Origin of the sequence: Streptomyces sp. NPDC049597 (assembly GCF_040675505.1) — a bacterium.
Lineage (GTDB): Bacteria > Actinomycetota > Actinomycetes > Streptomycetales > Streptomycetaceae > Streptomyces.
Genome location: NZ_JBFAOY010000008.1, coordinates 177705 through 197239, shown reverse-complemented (window position 1 = coordinate 197239; position 19535 = coordinate 177705). Strand labels below are relative to the sequence as shown.

The 19535-nt window shown below is 72.2% G+C and carries 9 protein-coding genes and 1 pseudogene; 3 read left to right on the top strand and 7 right to left on the bottom strand.

The genetic code is table 11. The features are described 5' to 3' along the window. Positions 1 to 595: 595 nt before the first annotated feature. A complete protein-coding gene (locus AB0K02_RS12565; protein ID WP_365992360.1) occupies positions 596 to 9697 on the top strand; it encodes a SpvB/TcaC N-terminal domain-containing protein in 9102 nt (3033 codons plus the stop codon). A 158-nt stretch (positions 9698 to 9855) separates the two neighbouring features. Here AB0K02_RS12565 and AB0K02_RS12560 read toward each other — a convergent pair whose 3' ends face one another. Beyond that, a complete protein-coding gene (locus AB0K02_RS12560; RefSeq protein ID WP_365992359.1) occupies positions 9856 to 10887 on the bottom strand; it encodes a saccharopine dehydrogenase NADP-binding domain-containing protein in 1032 nt (343 codons plus the stop codon). A 102-nt stretch (positions 10888 to 10989) separates the two neighbouring features. Here AB0K02_RS12560 and AB0K02_RS12555 point away from each other — a divergent pair, with 102 nt between their 5' ends. Further along, a complete protein-coding gene (locus tag AB0K02_RS12555; RefSeq protein ID WP_365992358.1) occupies positions 10990 to 11988 on the top strand; it encodes a helix-turn-helix domain-containing protein in 999 nt (332 codons plus the stop codon). On the opposite strand, the gene AB0K02_RS12550 is transcribed toward AB0K02_RS12555, so the two are convergent. The 5 genes and pseudogenes from AB0K02_RS12550 to AB0K02_RS12530 form a co-directional block, all read right to left on the bottom strand. Continuing rightward, the gene (locus tag AB0K02_RS12550; protein WP_365992356.1) at positions 11949 to 13556 is read right to left on the bottom strand and encodes a DUF4139 domain-containing protein; all 1608 of its coding nucleotides are present in this window, start codon (positions 13554 to 13556) and stop codon (positions 11949 to 11951) included. The genes AB0K02_RS12555 and AB0K02_RS12550 overlap by 40 nt on opposite strands. A gap of 8 nt (positions 13557 to 13564) precedes the next feature. Continuing rightward, positions 13565 to 15682 carry a DUF4139 domain-containing protein gene (locus AB0K02_RS12545; RefSeq protein WP_365992355.1) on the bottom strand — a complete coding sequence of 706 codons (2118 nt, stop codon included), beginning with the start codon at positions 15680 to 15682 and terminating at the stop codon, positions 13565 to 13567. A 76-nt stretch (positions 15683 to 15758) separates the two neighbouring features. Next, complete coding sequence (locus tag AB0K02_RS12540) at positions 15759 to 16022, bottom strand: hypothetical protein (protein ID WP_365992354.1); 264 nt, start codon at positions 16020 to 16022, stop codon at positions 15759 to 15761. Further along, positions 16023 to 16193 (bottom strand): hypothetical protein, encoded by a 171-nt coding sequence (locus tag AB0K02_RS12535; protein WP_365992353.1) that lies wholly within the window; start codon positions 16191 to 16193, stop codon positions 16023 to 16025. Between the two features lie 426 nt (positions 16194 to 16619). Further along, a pseudogene (locus tag AB0K02_RS12530) lies at positions 16620 to 16715 on the bottom strand (RHS repeat domain-containing protein); the annotation flags it as partial. Between the two features lie 203 nt (positions 16716 to 16918). On the opposite strand from AB0K02_RS12530, the gene AB0K02_RS12525 reads away from it, so the two are divergent. Then, on the top strand, positions 16919 to 17140 hold the full coding sequence (locus tag AB0K02_RS12525; protein WP_177148189.1) for a hypothetical protein: 222 nt from the start codon (positions 16919 to 16921) through the stop codon (positions 17138 to 17140). Positions 17141 to 17212: 72 nt separating this feature from the next. On the opposite strand, the gene AB0K02_RS12520 is transcribed toward AB0K02_RS12525, so the two are convergent. Continuing rightward, complete coding sequence (locus AB0K02_RS12520) at positions 17213 to 19429, bottom strand: glycosyl hydrolase (RefSeq protein ID WP_365992352.1); 2217 nt, start codon at positions 19427 to 19429, stop codon at positions 17213 to 17215. Positions 19430 to 19535: the final 106 nt, after the last annotated feature.

Here is a 19535-nt window from a genome sequence, read left to right as displayed (position 1 = left end):
CGGGGTCGGTCCGCCTTCTGCGACTGCTCGGCGATGCCCGCCGCTCCTCGACGCTCCCGGCCGTGCTGCCGGCGCCTTCGGAGGAGCTTCCCGGTTCGCGGGTGACGACGAACGGCTCGACGCCGAGGCGGCGTTTGAGGCGTCGGTGGCCGCCCGCGGCGCCGGCACCGCCGGCACCGCCGGCCGGTCCGGGGCACGCAGGCCGCCACCGTACGGAGCGGCCGGGCGCGGCGGTCCGCGCCGAACCGGGGACTCCCCAGTTGTGCGCATCACGTGGCCGACTCGCCCACATTTCCTTCACAACCTGACCGGTTTCGTGCTGGTGGCGTGTGCGTGGCGCGGGTCATGATGCGTGCCGCGCTGCGGATCACCGCCGTACGCGCGTACGCGCCGACCACCGTGGCCGTCGCCGTTTCCCTTGCTCACCCGGCTCCGCTCGGACACGGACCGCCGGACAGGACAGATGCCGTGGCATGCACGAGGTGAAGGGTCGGGCTGGTCGATGACCGTTCAGGTGTGGAGACGTTTCCGGGTGGCCCCGGCGGCAGGAAAGCGCCGCCGTGCTCTTTCGGTCACGCTGGGACTCGCACTGTTTGTGTCCCTTCTGTCCGGCGGCAGCGGCGTCGTGCCCGGTGAGCCGAGCCAGGCCTCCGCCGCCGAACTCCCGCTCGGAGGCTGCATACCCGGCGGTTCGGCCGAAGCCTCGGCGGCGGGGCCCCGAGCCGCCGCCACCCCCGCCCGGCTGCTCGTCACCCCGGACAGCGGGCTGTTGCGGCGCGTCGAGCACCAGGGCGCCGAAGTGGCCATCGCCCCCGAAGCGGTCGCACAGTCGACGGAGATCGGCATCCAGGCGCTGACACAGGGGGAGCTGCCCGGGCTCGGCGCGGGGATGGAGAACGTCACCGGGGGCCCGCGCGGCTATCGGTTCACGCCCACCCCGCACCAGTTCGAGGCGGGCCTGACGGTCTCGCTGCCGTACGACCCGGATGCGCTGAAGGCAGCCGGGACGACTCCGGCGGACGTGCGCACCTTCTTCTTCGACGAGCCGCAGGGATGCTGGCGGGCGCTCGAGCGGATCGCCGTCGACGAGGAACGGCACCTGATCGTCTCGCGCACCGACCACTTCACCGACATGGTCAACGCGACGGTCACCGCCCCGGAAGGCCCCGAGCAGGTGTCGTACGACCCCACCCAGATCAAGGGCATCACCGCTGCCGACCCCACTGCCGGCCTGAACCAGATCGCGCCGCCTGCCGCGAACAACCAGGGCGACGCGCGTCTGACCTACCCGCTGGACCTGCCCGGCGGCCGCGGCGGACTCGAGCCCTCGCTCGCCGTGACGTACTCCTCCGCCGCTACGGGCAGCTGGCTGGGCACCGGCTGGAGTCTGACCACGCCCGCCATCGGAATCGAGACCCGCTGGGGTGTGCCGCGCTACGACGAGCAGGACGAGACCGAGACGTATCTTCTCGGCGGTGAGCAGCTGACCCCGGTGGCGCACCGCGCCGAGCTGCGGCCTCGCACCGTCGACAAGGTCTTCCACACGCGCGTGGAGGGCGGCTTCGCCCGCATCGTGCGCAACGGCGACTCGCCGAAGAACTACGCCTGGGAGGTCACCGACAAGTCCGGGGTGCGCTGGCTGTACGGCGGGGAGGGCGCCACACTCTCCGACAACGACGGCAACATCTTCTCCTGGGCCCTGCGCGAGGTGCGCGACCCGCACGGCAACACGGTGCGCTATCGCTACGCCCTCGTCGAGGACGCCGGGGTCGCGGGCGGCACCGTCAAGGGCCGTGAGCTGTACGTGCGGAAGATCTCCTACACCGGGCGCGGCGACCAGGACGGCCCGTACACCGTCACCTTCCTGCGGGACCGGGACCTCGAAGAGCCGCGCCGGACGGACGTGGCCATCGACGCCCGCGGCGGGTTCAAGCGCGTCACCGCCGATCTGCTGCGCCGCGTCGAGGTGCGGTTCGGCGGGCAGCCGGTCCGCCGCTACGACTTCGGCTACACAACCGGAGCGTTCCACAAGACGCTCCTGACGGCGATCGAGCAGTTCGACGCCGACGGCAAGGCGTTCAACCGGCACGAGTTCGACTACTTCGACGACATCCGCGACGCCAGGGGGCAGTACGAGGCGTTCGCCAAGGTCGACTGGACCTCGCCGGACGACAACGTCCGCAACGGCACGGTCGACGCCGTCAAGTCCGGCGCCGGCGAGGCGGGCGCACTCAACGGCAACACCTCGCGCGGCGCCGGAGGTCACCTCTACGTCGGATGGGGCGCGAAGCCGGGCAAGAGCGGCTCCATCGGTGTCAAAGCGGGCTACAACCGCAGCAAGGACGAGGGACTGCTCGCCCTGGTCGACGTGGACGGCGACAGCCTGCCGGACAAGGTGTTCGAGTCCAGCGGCGGATTCGTCTTCCGCAAGAACCTCTCCCGGCCGGGTGGACAACCGCGGTTCGCGGACCGGACCACCGAGCTGAAGAACCTGCCCGGCGTCCTGAGCGAGTCCGCGAGTTCGCGCACCATCGGTATCGAGGCCTATCTGGCGGGTGCCGCGCAGCTCGACTACGTCGACACCTTCTCCACCACCCGCCGCTACTTCACCGACGTCAACGCCGACGGCGTGGTGGACCTGGTCAACGGCTCATCCGTACTTTTCGGGCGCGTCGACGCGGACGGCACCCCCAGCTACGGCGCAGCCGCCGACACCCCGGTGCCGATCGGCTCCGGCACGGTCGACACCGACGCGCTGCTGCCCGACTACGGTCCGGACCGCGAGCGGCGCATCGCCTCGTTCCCGCTGATCGACTCCGTACGGCGGTGGACCGCGCCGTACGACGGCACCGTGCGGGTCACCGGCGCGGTCGCCCTCAAGCAACCCGAGGGGGAGCGGGCCGAGTTCACCGACCCCGACGGCGTGCGCGTCGCCATCCAGCACCAGGACCGCGAGCTCTGGTCGAAGCGCATCGGCGCCGACGACTACGAGGAGCAGACCCCCGAGGGCGTCGGCGCGATCGAGGTCCGGCGCGGCGAGCACCTCTACTTCCGCGTGGGCTCCGTCTTCGACGGCGCCCATGACCAGGTCGCCTGGGACCCCGCCATCACCTACGCCGGGCCGGCGAACGGCGACGCCACCGACGCCAACGGGCTGCCCCTGGGCACGTACACCGCGTCCGGGGACTTCACCCTTGCCGGGCGCTCCGCCACGATCACCGTGCCCGCCGACGGGACTCTGCACCTGTCCGGCGACGTGCGCAAGAAGGCCGCCACCACCGACGACGTCACCGTGCTGATCACCCGCGGCGACGAACCGGTCCTCGAGAAGACCATCGCCGCCGACGACAGCGGCAGCGTCCCCGTCGACCTGAACGTGCAGGTCACCGAGGGCCAGAAGTTGTCCTGGCGCCTCAAGACCGACTCGGCGATCGACGTGCGCGCCCTGGAATGGGCGCCGGTGGCCCGCTACACCACCGGCGTGGGCGAGCAGGCCGAGGTGGAGTTCCACGCCCCGTACGACATCGACACCTACCCGCACTCCAGCGCGAGCGCGCCGCCGGAGCCGTACACCGTCGCCGGTGGCGGCACCCTCACCGTGACTCCCCGCCTGACGGCGGCCGAGAGAGTCGAGGGCCGCGCGGTGTTCACGATCAAGAAGCGAGGCGCCCTGCTGGCCAAGCACGTCGTCCGGCTCGGCGCCGAGCCGCCCCGGCTGACCGTGCCCGCCCAGGCGGGCGACGAGCTGTACTTCGACTTCGCGGCGGCCGACCCGGCCCTGGCCGGAAAGCTCACCGGCCACACGGTGACGGTGGGCGGCGAGGAGCGGGTTGCCACCGTGCACAGCGCCGCTGTCGAGGGCGTCTTCGCCAGGCCCTACCGGGGCTGGGCCGCTGTCGGCTACAACGGCAACAAGGACCGGGCCGAACAGCCCATCAGGCAGGGGGACCTGACCGCTGAGAGCATCCGCGAGGGGCTGCCCGACAAGGTCGACCCGGCCGCGGACCGCGAGAACTTCGAGAAGGACCCGCGGATCACCCCGCCGAACGTGGTGCCCTTCACCCCGGACGCCGAGCACCGCCGCTGGGGCGCGGGCGAGTTCACCTGGGTGGCGGCCGCCACCGCCTCCAGCTCCCGCTACGGCGGCCAGAGCATCGGTCTGCCCACCGCCGGCGAGCTGGCCTCGGCGCACGCCGTACCCCGCATGTCCCGCAGCCGGCAGATCTCGCTGACCGGCAGCCTCGGCGGCGGCGTGGGCAGCATCGGCGGGAGCGTCTCCTTCGGCACCTCCAGCGGCGAGCTGGACTACCTCGACATGAACGCGGACGGGTTCCCCGACGTGGTCGGCGCGGGCGGCATCCAGTACACGGGCCCGACCGGCGTCCTCGGCACCACCCGCGGCACCGTTCCCGGCGGCAAGGTCCGCGAGTCCGAGACCCGCAGCGGAAACGCCAGCGCGGGCAGCGCCGCCCGCACGATCACCACCGGGCGCGGCCACGCCGACCCGCCGGCCTCCTCCAGCGCCAACACCGCCAGTTCCGGCAACGACATGCCCCCGCTCGGAGTGGGCGGCAACCTCGGCGCCAGCACGTCGGACGGCACCTTCGACCTGCTCGACATCAACGGCGACAACCTGCCCGACCGCGTGTACGAGGACGGCCGCGCCGCCCTCAACATCGGCTACCGCTTCGCCGCCCCCGAGCCCTGGCCCGGCGGCGAGCTGAACGAGGGCTCCGGTTCCAGCAGCGGTCTGAACCTCGGTTTCAACACCGACTTCTACGGCTTCGCCGGCGGCGTCTCCTTCGACCAGGACGCGTCCGCCACGAAGAGCTCCCTGGCCGACGTCAACGGCGACGGTCTGGACGACCGTGTCTTCGCCGGTGACCCCATCAAGGTGGCGCTCAACACCGGCAGTGGGTTCGCCGACCCCGTCCCCTTCCACGGCAGCCTGGGCGGCATCAACGCCGACAACAACGCCAAGGTCGGCGGCGGCGCCTACTTCACCATGTCCTACTGCTTCGTCACCGGCTGCATCGTCATCAACCCGGGCGCGAGCGTCTCCACAGGAGCGTCCCGCGCCCAGCAGATGTTGCGCGACATCGACGGCGACGGCCTGGCCGACCACCTCGCCTCCACCAAGGACAGCGAGCTGACGGTCGCCGCCAACCGCACCGGCCGCACCAACCTCCTCAAGAGCGTGGCCCGGCCGCTGGGTTCACGTATCGACCTCGCGTACACCCGCGACGGCAACACCTACGATCAGCCCGGCTCCCGGTGGCTGATGACCAGGGCGGCGGTCCACGACGGCCTGCCCGGGGACGGCGCCGACACCCAGACGCGCACCTTCCGCTACCAGGACGGCGCCTACGACCGGCTGGAGCGCGAGTTCCTCGGCTACGGCGAGGTGGCCACCGAGGAGCGCGCCGGCAACGGCACGGTCTACCGCACCGCGACCCGCGCCTACGACACCCGCGGCCACTACACCCGGGGTCTGCCCACGCGTGAGACGCTCGCCGGCGCCTCTGGCGCGCTGTTCACCGAAACCCTCTTCACCTACCGGCTGCGCGACATCGCCACCGACGAGGAGACCGGCGCCCGCTCCACCACCGCCACCGTCTTCCCGCAGCTCGTGCGCACCGAGCGACGCTGGTACGAAGGCCGGGCCGAGCCGGGCAAGCGCACCGTCGCGGAGCTGTCCTACGACCGGCTCGGCAACCTGACCCGCACCGTGGACCACGGCGAAGCGGGCACCGCCGACGACGTCGAGACCCTCACCCGCTACACCGAGTGCACCGACACCCACATCGTGGGCATCGCCCGGGCCGTCGAGGTCCGCGGCGCCGGCAAGCCGATGCGCAAGCGGGAGGCCACCGTCGACTGCGACACCGGCGACGTCACCCGGCAGATCGCCGAACTGGCCGACGGCACCGAGGCGGTCACCGACCTCACCTACCACGACAACGGCACGCTCAAGACGCTGACCCAGCCGGCCAACCACCGCGGCCAGCGCTACCAGCTGACCTACACCTACGACGGGCCCACCGGCACGTACGTCACCCAGACCCTCGACAGCTTCGGCCACCGCTCCACCGCGGCGCACGACCTGCGCTTCGGACAGCTGACCCGTTCGACCGACATCAACGGCCAGGAAATGAGGTCCGGTTACGACGCGGTGGGCCGGGTCACCTCGGTCACCGGCCCGCACGACCATGACGCGGGCCGCCCCACCATCGCCTTCGCCTACCACCCCGAGGCCGCCGTGCCCTATGCGGTCACTCGGCACCTGGACCGAGCCTCGGACGGCTCGGTCGGCGACGACACCATCGACACCGTCACCTTCACCGACGGCACGGGCCGCGTGGTGCAGACCAAGAAGGACGCGACGGTCGAGGGCACGGACGTGATGACCGTCTCGGGCCGCACCGTCTACGACGCGCTAGGCCGCGACATCAAGCAGTACTACCCGGTCACCGAACCGAAGGGCGCGGCCAACCTCACCTTCAACGACAGCTTCGACACGGTGCCCCCGGCCACGATCGGCTACGACGTCCTGGACCGCACCGTGCGCGCGCAGCTGCCGGACGGGACCGTGACCACCACGGCGCACGGCTTCGGCGAGGACCGCGTCGGCACCCAACAGTTCGAGACGGTGACCACCGACGCGAAGGGCATCCAGACCCGCACCTACGACGACGTGCGCGGACAGCGGACCGCCGTGCGCGAACCGGGCGCGAAGGACGGCCAGGCGCCCATCTGGACCAGCTACCTCTACGACCCGCTGGGGCAGCTCACCCAGGTACGCGACGGCAAGGGCAACACCACCACGTCCGCGTACGACGACTTCGGCCGCCGCACCACGCTCGACAGCCCCGACGCGGGCCGGACCACCACGGTCTACGACCCCGCCGGCAACGTCGTCCAGAAGATCACCGCGAACCTCGCGGCCAAGGACCAGGCAGTCACCTACACCTACGACCACAATCGCCTCAGCGAGATCAAGTACCCCGTCTTCACCGGCAACGACGTCCGCTACACCTACGGCGGACCGGGGGCACCCGGTAACGGCGCCGGCCGCGTCACCAGGATCGAGGACGCGGCGGGCGAGGTCCGGCGCACCTACGGCCCGCTGGGAGAGACCGCCGAGGAGACCCGCACCCTGCCCGGGCCCGGCCCGCACATCCGCTCATTCACCACGAGCTACCGCCACGACAGCTTCGGCCGCGTCCTGCAATTGACGTATCCCGACGGCGAGGTGCTGTCGTACGACTACGACAGCGGCGGGCAGGTGCGCGCGGCCAAGGGCACCAGGAACGGGTTCGGCTACGACTACCTCAAGCGACTGGACTACGACAAGTTCGACCAGCGCGTCCTGATGGAGCTCGGCAACGGCACCCGCACCCGCTACGACTACGACGCCGAGGACCGCCGGCTGGCGACACTGAAGTCCACGCTGCCCACCGGCTACGCCTTCCAGAACGTCAGCTACGGCTACGACGAGGTCGGCAACGTCACCCGCCTCGCCAACGACACCGAACTGCCCACCGACACCACCCCGAAGCTGGGCGGCCCCAGCACCCAGACCTTCGGCTACGACAACCTGTACCGCCTCACCGAGGCCAAGGGTTCGTACCGGTTCATGAAGAACAAGACCGACACCTACTCGCTCAGTACGTCGTACGACACGATCCACAACATCACCGGCAAGACCCAGCGGCACGCCGTCGTCGTCGGCAACGGCCATGAGCAGGTGCAGCGGAACACCACCTACAGTCACGCCTACGCGTTCGGCGGCGGCCGCCCGCACGCCCCCTCGGCCGTCGGCCCGGAGACCCTGTCGTACGACGCGAACGGCAACCTCGTCGACAGCGTGTCCGACACGCCGGGCAGCCCGCGACGCCAGCAGGTCTGGGACGAGGACAACCGCCTGGTCTGCGTCCACGACACGGCCAAGAACCAGGATCAGGCCCAGGATCCCTCGGCCTGCTACCAGCCGGGCAAGCCGCCGACGGTGCGCTTCACCTACAACGACCAGGGTGAACGGGTCGTCAAGGACGGCGCCCAGACGACGCTGTACCCCAACCAGCACTACTCGGCGCGCAACCAGACCGAGTTCAAGCACGTCTTCGTGGGCACCACGCGGATCGCCACCAAGACCTCCAAGCCGGGCAACGCCTACGAGAAGGACCAGTTCTTCTACCACGGCGACCACTTGGGCTCGACGGCCTTCGGCACCGACGGCACCGGCCGCCTCGCCGAACACCTCAACTACTTCCCCTCCGGCGAGACCTGGGTCGACGAGAATCCGGGGGAGAAGAACTCCTACCAGTTCACCGGCAAGGAACTCGACCAGGAAACCGGCTACTACTACCACGGCGCCCGCTACTACGACCCGCGCAAGGGTCTGTGGCAGGGGACGGATCCAGCCCTCGGCGACTACCTGGGAGGCTCGCCCAACGGCGGCGTCTACACGCCGGCGAACCTCTCCTCGTACGCCTACGCGATCAACAACCCGCTCAAGTTCACCGATCCGTCGGGCGCCTACCTCGACCTGGCCATCGAAGTGGTGAGCATCGGCATCGGCGTCACCAGCTTCGTCAGCAACGTCCGGCAGGGGAACTACTGGGCCGCGGCCGCGGATGCGGCGGGTGTGGTGGTCGACACGACACTGGCCGTGGTTCCCGGCGTACCCGGCGGCGTGGGCCTGGCCCGCAAGGCCGTCACCAAGGGTGCCGACGCCGTGCAGGCCGCCAAGGGCGCGGCCCACACGGCGGGCGCGGCCAAGGACGCCGCCCAGGCCGCGAGAGCCGCGGTCACGAAGGTCGACGACGCGGCGGGCGGAGCCCAGGCGGCGAGGTCGGTCAACGCGCCGTGCCCGCTGCCCAACAGCTTCCTGCCGAAGACCGAGGTCGTCATGGCCGACGGTTCCGCCAAGCCGATCGAGGACGTGGGCCTCGGGGAGCTGGTGCTCGCCACCGACCCGGAAACCGGCCGTACAGAGGCCAAGCCCGTCACCCACCTGATCGAGGGCACCGGCGCGAAGAACCTCGTCAAGGTCACCGTGGACGTCGACGGCGACAACGGGAACCGCACGGCCTCCGTGACGGCGACCGACGAACACCCCTTCTGGGTCGGGGAGTCAAAGCGCTGGGTCGACGCCGGGGATCTGAGGGCCGGCATGTGGCTGCGCACCGACACGGGCGCACACGTCCAGGTCACCGCGGTCACGGCGTGGACCGCCCAGCAGCGGGTCAACAACCTGACCGTCGCCGGCCTGCACACGTACTACGTACGCGCCGGGGCGTCACCGGTCCTCGTCCACAACTGCAAGGGAACCCTCAAGGAGGGAGACGCGGGGAGCTTCGGCGCCCTGAACAAGAAGGGCGACATCGGCGACGACCTCACCGCGCACCACATGCCGCAGAACGCGCTGGGGCACCTGCCGCGGAACGAGGGAGGCGCCCTGGCCATGCCGACGAAGCTCCACGAGCAGACCCGGACCTTCGGCGGCAAGGGGAACGGGACCAAGGCGGCGGACATGGGCAAGCCCTTCCGGCAGGTCCTGGCCAAGGACATCCGCGACGTCCGGCGCATCGGCAAGGACGCGTACGGCACCACCCGCTACTACAACCAGGGGCTGGGCGACCTCATGACCTACTACCGGACGTACTACCCGAACCTCCTGACCAAGACCCCGTAGCGCACGGACACGCACAGGGGCCCTGCCGGGTGATCCGGCAGGGCCCCTGTGTTCGGTGCCGGTACGGACCTCGGCGAGCGGCCGGCCTGCCGTCACGGAGCGGAGGGATCTGCGAGGCCGGCCCGCCGCGGGACGGCCTGGGGCGGCCGGCCCGCTCGTCACGGGCGCAGTTCCAGGGTGATGTGCGGGGACAAGGCGCGGAGGAAGTCGGGTGCGTCGAAGATCTCGCCGGCGGAGGCGACGCCGACCGTCCTGGTCCGTCCGGTGAGGATGCGGTCGACCGCTTCCACGGCGAGCGGTGCCGTGACGGCGTAGATGTCCTGGCCGCCGGCCACGGCGCGCCGTTCGGTGGTGCCGGAGCGTACGACGACGTCGACGAGGAACGTCTGTGCGGACCGCCCGTGTTCGTCGACCGCGGTGGGGGCCGGCGTGTCCGGGTCCGCCAGGCCGCCGGCCGCCTCGGTCGTCATGTAGGTGCGTACCTCGGGGACGGGCAGGTGGCTGGGGATGGTGACGACGTCGGCCATCGTGAACTCGCCGATGACGGCGCGGGGGCCCATCGGGTCGGGGAAGGACCACTTCAGGGTGGGCAGGTCGTCGTCGTGGTACTCCAACTGCCCGCCCGTGAAGCGGACGCGGCGGCCGTTTCGCCGCTCGGCGGAGACCTTGCCTGCGGCGCGTGTCCCGTCCGTGGGCTCCCAGCTGTTCAGGCCGTACGCGATGTGTGCCTCGTCGGCCTCGGTCCAGTCGCCCATCGCGGCGGTGGCCAGCAGGTCGCCGAGGCCGCCGTAGAAGGCCATCGCAGGGACGATCACCGCGCCCGCGTCGCGGGCACGGTCCGCGAAGTACGCGAACGTGTCGGCGTTGGCCTCGATCTCGGCCGCCACGTCCACGTAGGGAATCCCGGCGCGCAGGGCCGCTTCGATCACGGGGGCGGCCGTCGTGGCGAAGGGACCCGCGCAGTTGATGACGGCTGCCGCGCCGGCCAGCGCGTGGTCGAGCGAGCCCGGGTCGTCGACGGATGCGGGACGGACGTCGAGTCCGGGGTGCTCGTCCGCCAGCGCGTTCAGCTTGTCGGTGTCGCGCCCGGCCAGGACCGGGACGAATCCGCGCTCTCGCAGATGTGCCACCACGAACCGGCCGGTGTGCCCGTATGCGCCGTACACCGTCACCGTATGCCGCACTGCCATGACGTCTCTCCTGTGCTTCGACCGATCAACTGCGGCCATCCTCACGTGGTTGAGCACTCAGCCGTCAGTGTCTGGAACGACATGCCCCGTACACTTTCGGACATGGCAACTGTCGCGCTGGCCGTCACCGACGGAATGCTCCACTTCGAACTGTCCGTGGCCCACGAGGTCTTCGGCTCCGCCCCGGCCGCGGTCACCGTCCCCTGGTACGACCTTTCCGTCTGCGGGCCGGGCACCGTGCCCTTCGGCCGGTTCCACCTGGAGCCCGAGCACGGTCTCAACCGGCTCCAGGACGCCGACACCGTGATCGTCCCCGGCTGGGCCGACGTCGACGTGGACCCGCCCGCCGAACTGATCGACGCAGTGCGCGCGGCCCATGACGCGGGCGCCCGCGTCGCCTCCCTGTGCACCGGCGCGTTCGTGCTGGCCGCCGCCGGTCTGCTGAACGGAAAGCGCGCCACCACGCACTGGGCGCACACCGACGTCCTGGCCTCCCGCCACCCCGAGGTGGAGGTCGACCCGGACGTGCTCTACGTGGACAACGGCAGTGTGCTCACCTCCGCCGGCAAGGCCGCCGCGCTGGACCTGTGCCTTCATCTGGTCCGCCTCGACCACGGCTCGTCGATCGCCAACGCCGTCGCCCGCCGGCTCGTCGTCCCACCGCACCGGTCCGGCGGCCAGGCCCAGTTCGTCACGGCCCCCGTGCCCGCCCAGGACGACCAACCGCTCACCGCCCTGTTCCCCTGGATCATCGAGCGGCTCGACCAGCCGCTGACCGTGGAGGACCTGGCCCGCCAGGCCCGGATGAGCTCACGCCACCTGGGCCGCCACTTCCGCGCGGCAACGGGCACCACCCCGCTGCAGTGGCTCCTGGCCCAACGGATCCGTCACGCCCAGGAACTGCTGGAGAAAACCGACGACAGCATCGACGCCGTCGCGGCGGCCACCGGCATGGGCACCGCCACGACGCTGCGCCGTCACTTCAACCGCACTCTCGGCGTGCCGCCGGACACCTACCGCCGCACCTTCCGCTCACGAACCCGCCAGTCGACTCACCGGGCTCAGAGCCCGGTGACCTTGGCGCTCGCCGACAGCTCGTAGACCAGGGTGACCGTGCGGCGGCCGCCGGGAGGGAGGGCGACGTCCCAGCGGGCGATGCCCTCGGCGTCGACCGCGTCGGGCGCCGGGGAGCACGATTCCTTGCGCAGGCGTATCTCCACCGCCGAGACCTCGGAGACCGGGATCCGCTCCCGGAGCACGACCACCCGCTCGTCGCGCTCCCCGGGGGCGGAGAACCGGGACAGGTGCAGCCGGACCGTGTGGGTGACCACGGTCCGCTGGGTGATTCCGGCGGTGTCGCGGGACTCCTCGGCGTGCCGGACCACCCGGTAGTCGTCGCAGCTGCCGAAGGCGAGCTCGACGGCGGCGCCGGGGGCGGTGAAGTCCAGCGTGCCGCGGCCGCTGAAGCCGCTGCCGCGGACCAGATCCACGGGACCGGCGAGCAGCGCGTGGCCGGACAGGTTGTCGAACCGCACCACCCGCGTGACCAGGGGGGACAACTCGGGTGAGCAGGCGTACTCGCTGCGCGCCGGTGTGGTGAACGCGGAGAGCGGCACCCGGTGGGCGCGGCCGTCTCCGGGCACCGAGACCCGCGCGGGGGAGCTCAGCACCCGCGTCTCGCCGCCGTCGTCCACCCCCGGCAGGCCGACCACGGAGGCGGGGCCGAGGTCCCCGATCTCTTCCTCGCGCAGCTCGACGTCGACGGTGCGACGCTCCGCGGCCGTGCGCTCCTTGAGCGTCAGCCGGTCCTCGTCCAGCCGCGGCGGATCGCCGGCCGCCGCCGACCGTGCCGTCGACAGCGTCAGCCGTACGTCCGACCAGTCCTCGCCGGTGCGCTGCCAGACCATCGCGTCGGTCTCCAGCGTCAGGGACTCCCCGTCGAGCACGGCCCGGTAGGCGGGCCGCCACAGTGCGCAGGGGGTGAGGTGGCTCAGGCGCAGCCCGACCGGCCCGGCGGCAGCGGCCTCCACGGTCAGCTCGATGTGGGCGACCAGCTCGGCGGGCTCCTGCTCGGAGAGGTGCACGGTCCGCTGGGCTTCCCCGAGTTCGGCGGTCAGGGCGGCCAAGCGCGCTTGCGCAGCGCGGAGTTGCTCGCCACAGATGTCGCGCTCGTGGTCGACCCGGTCCAGTTCACGGGCCCAGCGGGGCCGTTCGCTCTCCCCGTAGCCGGCACCCTCGCCGATCTCGCGCAGGAGATCGGCGGCGAGGCGGCTGAGCAGGTCGAGGCGTGCCCGCAGCCGGTCGCGTCGCTGCCCCAGGGCCCGCCGCTCCTCCTCGAGGGCGTGTACGCGGCGGCGCAGGGCGGACTCGTCGTCGCTGGGCGGCAGCGGACCGCGCGGCGTCCAGCCGCGGACGATCCGGGCGTCGAGCACGGTGGCGGGGTGATCGGCGGTCAGCTCGGTGTGCAGCGTCCGGTCGACGGCCAGCGCGGTGACCGGCCCCAGACGCAGCCGCTGGACCCCGCTCTCCAGATCGAGCACGACGGCGCGTTCGATGTGGGCGCGGTCCTCGAGGCACGTGACGGCGGTGACGGGGAGGGGGATCGGCTGCGGTGCCGCGGTCTGCGGTGCCGCGGGCGGGGGCGCCGTGGGCTGGGGTGCCGTGGACATCAGAGGTGTCAGCTCCTGCGGTTGCCGCCGACCAGGGCCTTGCCGGTCGGAATGCGGATCTCGTAGCCGCCGTCGAGGGCGGCGGTGGCGCCTGCGGGCAGCTCCAGCCGCCAGACGCGCGTGCCCGGCGCATGACGCTCGGGCCCCGTGCCTTCCTCGGGCGCCGTCCAGTCGGCCCGTTCCTCGATGCGCACGTCCGGATCGGAGGTGACCGGCACGCGCTCACGGACCTCGACGGTGACGGGCCTCGCGAGCCGGTTGGCCAGCTCCACATGGACGCGGTGGTCGAGCACGGTGGTGTTGTTGCGCAGGCCCGCGGTCGACTCGTACAGGTTCGTACGGCGGGTGACGCGGATGCCCTCGGCCGGCCCGAGCCCGACCCGGCGGACCTCGCCGGGGGCGAGCGTGGGCAGCGCGGCGGTCAGCAGGAAGTCGTCGTCGACGGTGACCTCCACCGGGCCGGCCAGCAGTGCCTGGTCCGTGGCGTTGGACAGCACCGACGTCGCGTACGCGGTCTGCTCCACGGACGGCACGCAGAGGTACTCGGTGCGCAGTCCGACCGGGATCTCGCCGACGGTGACGGTGTGCCAGGTGCCGTCCGACGGAATGTCGACGCGGGCGGCGGCGTCGAAGCGGTGGTCGAAGGAGCCCGCCGACTCGCGGGGGCGCACGGCGTGTTCCGGCAGCGGCAGCGCGGCCACCGACTCGGCGCGGCGGCGGTACTCGGTCGCCACCGGATCGATGGGCGAGCCGGGGAACAGCCGGCCCCGGCGGCCGCCTTCCTCCTCGGGGCCGCACAGGACGAGGCCGGCGTAGTCGAGCTCGGCGCCGTCCGGCCGCGGCGGACCGACAGCCGGTGGCGGAGGCGGCGGCCCCGCCGTGCCGGGAGCCGCGGGTCCGGCCGGTGCCGTGGCGGCGGGGGCCGCAAAGGGCCCGCCCCCGGCCCCCGGCCTCCCACCGGGCCGCGACCGGGCCCCCCGCGTGTCGTGCTCGGGTGCCGCGCCGCGGAAGACCTCCGGGGGGCCGCCGTACGCGCCCCCGGGCGCGGCGAGCCCCGGGGGCGGCGCGCCGTAGGCCGGCGGCGCGGCGGCCGGTACCGGGGGTGGCGGCAGGGCCTGCGATGCCGGAACGGGCCCGGACGCGGCGACCGCCACCGGCGCGGCGGTCGTGGCGGCGGGGCGCGGGCCTGCCGCGTCGTAGCCGGAGAACAGGCCGGCGAGCCCGGCGGGTGGCTCGCGCCAGCCGGACGGCGCGGGGGCGGGCTGACGGCGCCCGATCCGGACCGAGCGGAGCCTCGGCAGGTCGGTGCGGCGCCGGAGGTCTGCGGTGGCCAGCGCGATGCGCACGCCGGTCCAGTCCTCGCCGGTCCGCTGGGCGACCGAGGCACGGAGCAGCAGACGGCCGCTTTCGTCGCCCTGACGGTGAGTGAGACGGTAGGTCGGCGCCCAGACGGCACCCGGCACTCCGTACTCCAACTCCAGCTCCACCTCCGCGTCACCGGAGCCGTCACCTGCACCGGCACCGGTGCCGTCGAGAGTGAGGACCGCGCAGACCGTGGTTTCCCCATGTGCTGACGGTGCGTCGGTGGAGGCCCGGACGAGCCGGTCGGCGGCGACGGTGAGCTCGTGTTCGACGGTGCGCAGCGCCTCCTCCAGTTCGACGAGGCGGGTGTGCAGACCCGTCAGCCGCTCGTCGACGAAGTCGGCGAGTTCCAGCCACGCGTCGACCGGCGTGCGGCGGTGCGGCTCCTCGCGCCTGCGGGCAGGCGGGACCGGGCGGAGAGCCCCGACTTCCTCGATCAGGCTCAGCTGTCGGTCCCGGCGAGCCTGCGCCGCCGCGCACTCGTCGCTCAGCCGCTCGACCTCGCGCCGCAACGTTTCGGACGTACCGGTGCCGAGCGGCTCGGCCTCGACGTCCACCCGTGCCTCGGTGACACGCAGCCCGGGGGCGCCCAGGACCCGGGCCCGCAGCGAGTCCGCGTCCAGCGAGCGGGGCAGCCCCGTCACCCGCACCCGGCCGTCGGGCGGCACGGTGCCCCGGGCCAGGCGGCGGCAGACCGCGCCCTGCGCGTACACCACGACCGCATCGAGGGTCGATCCCCACCTGTGTGCCGGCTCAGCTGTCATCTGCTCCGCCCCCCGCGCCGCGTTCATACTGCGCGAAGCCTACGCCGAGGCCGTCTGCGCGTCCGCGGCCGGAGGTTCACGGCTTCTGCTCGGTGGGCCGGCCGGCGTAGTGCTCGACCAGGTCGCCGATGAGCGTGAGCAGGGCCCCGGTCCGGTTCCGGTCCTCGCGCTGGTTCCGCAGCTTGTGGCCGAGCGTTCGGAGACCGGCCAGGGCGGCCGGGTCCCGGCGCCTCACCGCGTCGAGCAGCGGCGTGGTGACCAGATCCAGGCATTCCGTGAGCAGGCGACGGGTGGCTGGGGAGGACGGATTGGGGTCAGGGGCGGCGAACCCGCTGGTCACCTACCGGGCCGGGTCGGTCAGGCTCCAGCCGACGACGGTGCCGTGCTGGACGAGGAGCGCCACGTCGGGGGCGATGCCGATGCGGGCTTCCAGGGGCTCGTCGAGGACGTCGAGGTCGCGCAGGCAGGTGAGCACAGTGTCTCCGGGGGCACGGCAGAGCTCCGTGGTCACCCTCCAGGCGGAAGTACCGGGCCTCGTCGGCGCGGAGGCCGCCCGGGCGGACGGGGGGTGCGGCGGGGAGGCGCGCGGAGTCCTCGGCATCGGCGGCCTCACCGGCGATCTGGAACTCGGCGCCGACCAGGTCCCGGCTCGTCCGATCGAACCGGAGCTCGTCAGGCGTGTCCCACAGCCACGGCTGACTGCCGAAGGTGCCCAGGAGGAACCGCCCGCGTTCCTCGACGTCCGCGTACGTCGCGACGCGCACACGGAAGTCCCAAAAATCGAAGCGTGGCGTGATGGGCAGCGGATCGTCCGTCGCGCTCGCGCACCAGCCGTCACCGAACGTCAGCTTCATGGTCACTCCTGCCTCATCCGATCTGCTTCGCCGGTGCCATGTGTCCTCGTTGGCGGGACCTGCACGATGTCCTCGTGAGCGGCCGCCAGACGCTGTTCCGCGGTGCGGCGGCCGAGCGGGTCGTAGCGGTACCTCCACCGGGTCCTGTGGGGTGTGGTGACGGACGTGAGGCGGTTCTCCGTCCCACTCGACCAGTCGGAGGTGACTGATGCGCCGTAGACCACGACACGGGTCGGGGAGGGTTGGTTCTCCCGCGCCTTCGTTCGGGACCGGAACAGGTCCGCCCAGAGCCAGCGGCTCCTTGGCGGACGGGCGACCGACGTCGACCGAGGCCGGCCGGAGAGGGCCCGTGACCCGCTCGGCGGGGCATACTGGCTCCACGATGACGAATAGATCCGCGCCCCGGCGCCATCTGCCCACCAGCCCCTTCGCAGCCCCCACCGATCCGGTGATCAAGGACTTCGCCCTCGGAGACCGCGTCTCCCACGACCGGCACGGCCTCGGAAAGATCGTCGGTCAGGAGGCCGCTGGTGCCTTCCTCGTCGACTTCGGTGCCTGCCAGACCCGCATCGTCAGCCCCTACAAGGGCATGCACAAGCTCTGACCGCCCGGCTGCTGCCCGCGGACGTCCCGGGGCCCGGCCGCCGCGCGGCCGGGCCCCGGGTGCGTACAGCGGTCAGCCGGTGGTGAGCTCGTAGAAGCCCCGGCCGAACGTGGCCGCCACCATGCGGTGGTGGCCGGCGTCGTACTCGATGTCGTCCACCGGGACCGCGGGCATGCCCCGGCCCAGGCGGTACCACTGCCGCCCGCCCGACGGCGACGTGAAGACACCCTGGTCGGTGCCGATGTACAGCACCTTGCCGCGCCCGACGACCAGATCGTTGACGGGTGCGTCCGGCAGGTTCCCGGACAGGTCCTTCCAGTTCCTGCCGCCGTCCGTGCTGCCGTACACGTGGGCGAGTCCGGAGCCCGAGCGGTAGGCGGAGTGCGTGGTGTAGACCCGGTCGGGGTCGGCGGGGTCGACGACGACGCGGGTCACCCAGGGCAGCCCCTCCGCAAGCTTCGTCCAGGTGGCACCCAGGTTCCTGGTGACCCAGACCCGGCCGTCGTCGGTGCCGGCGTAGACGGTCCGGCCGTCACCGGCCGGTGCGATCGAGGTGATCGTCCCGTAATTGGTGTAGATCGGGTCGGGCCCGGGGCCGCCGGACAGGTCCGGGCTGATGGCCTTCCAGGTCGCGCCGCCGTCCGTGGAGCGGTTGAGCACCTCGGCGCCGTAGTACACGATCTTCGGGTTCCGCGGGTCCAGGACGACGGGCGTGAACCAGTTGCGCCGCTTGAAGGCCGTGCGGTCGGCGAAGTACGTCAGGGTGTCGCCGCCGTCGGTGGACCGGAAGCAGTTGCCGTACTGGTAGCAGGCGTACACCGTGTTCACGTCGGTCGGGTCGATGACGTTCTCCTCGCCGTCCCCGCCGAGGTACTCGTTGAAGGCGTCCCCTCCCCAGGAGCGCAGCGAGCCGTTGTCCTGCGATCCGCCGGAGATGCGCGAGGTGTCCTGCGGGCTGATCGCCGCGCTGTAGAGCTGGGTGTACGGCTCGTGGCGGGCCTTGACCCAGCCGCCGTCCCCGTTCGCGTCCGAGCGGTAGACCCCGCCGTCGTTGCCCAGGTAGACCCGGCCAGGCCTGCGCGGGTCCCAGACCATCGCGTGGTGGTCGACATGGATGCTGGTGTCGTCGTACGTCCAGGTGGCGCCGGCGTCCTTGGTGGTCATCAGCGGTACGCCGGCGACGTGCACGTGGCGCGCGTCCTTCGGGTCGGCCCAGATCTTCCCGAACCACCATCCGAAGGACGACTGCGACTGCGCGAGGTTCTGGTCCGCAGGGGTCCGGCTCCAGGTGTCGCCTCCGTCGGTGGAGGTGTAGAAGCCCTCGAAGGGGCCGCTGGTCCGGTTGACGATGGCGTACAGCCGCTCGCCCGCGACGGCGAGTCCGATCCGGCCCACTTCGGGGCCCGGTGCGGGCAGGCCGCCGCCGAGGCGCTGCCAGGTCCTTCCGTCGTCGGTGCTGCGGAAGATGCCGGAGCCCACGCCGCCGTAGGTGCGCAGTTCCGGCGTGCGGCGGTGGTCCCACATCACGGCGTACAGCGTCGAGCCCCGGACGAACACCTCGGTGGCGCCGGTGAACTGATTGGCTCCCGCGAGAATCCGCCCCCACGTGTCCCCGCCGTCCTCCGAGCGGTACACCCCACGGTCGCCGCCGCTGTTGTAGAGCGAACCGGCCGCGGCCACATAGACGCGCCGCGGATTGGCGGGGTCCACGGTGATCGCGCTGATCGCGCCGGAGTCGCGCAGTCCGATCGGCTGCCAGTGCCCGCCGCCGTCGCTGCTGCGGTACAGGCCGGTGCCCTCGTACGTGATGCTGCCGCCACCGGGGTTGGGCTCGCCGGTCCCCGCGTACAGGGTCCCGTCCGGGGCCGTGGCGACCGCTCCCATGGCCTGTGTCATGTCGTCCGGCCAGGCGGACTCGAAGGTCTGCCCGGCGTCCGTGCTGCGCCAGATCCCTCCGCTCGCGGCGGCGGCGTACACGGTGTCGGCCCGACGCGGGTCGAGCGCGAGCGAGACGATCCGCCCGCCGATGTTCGTGGGGCCGACCGCCTTCCAGCGTCCCCCGACCGTGGGCAGCCGGCGTGCCTGCGCGGCGGCGTCCGCGTGGGCGTGGCGCGGGATCGGCTGTCCGGGCAGTGTCTTCTGCAGGTACCGGTACTCGGCCGGTGCGGCGGGCCCGCGGACCGGGCGGTACACGTCGGGCGGACCCGGTGGTGCGGCGGCGGCCGGCGCCGCGATCACCGCGAGGCCCGCCGCAAGAGCTAAGACCAGCTGAAGGAGACGCTTGTGCATGGGCACCCTCTTCTTCGTCATGGCCATCTCAGGCCGTGCTGACGTTACGAGAGTCGGCAGCGCAACAGAAGGTCACGGGCGGGACTTTGCGCCGGACGGGTCTCAA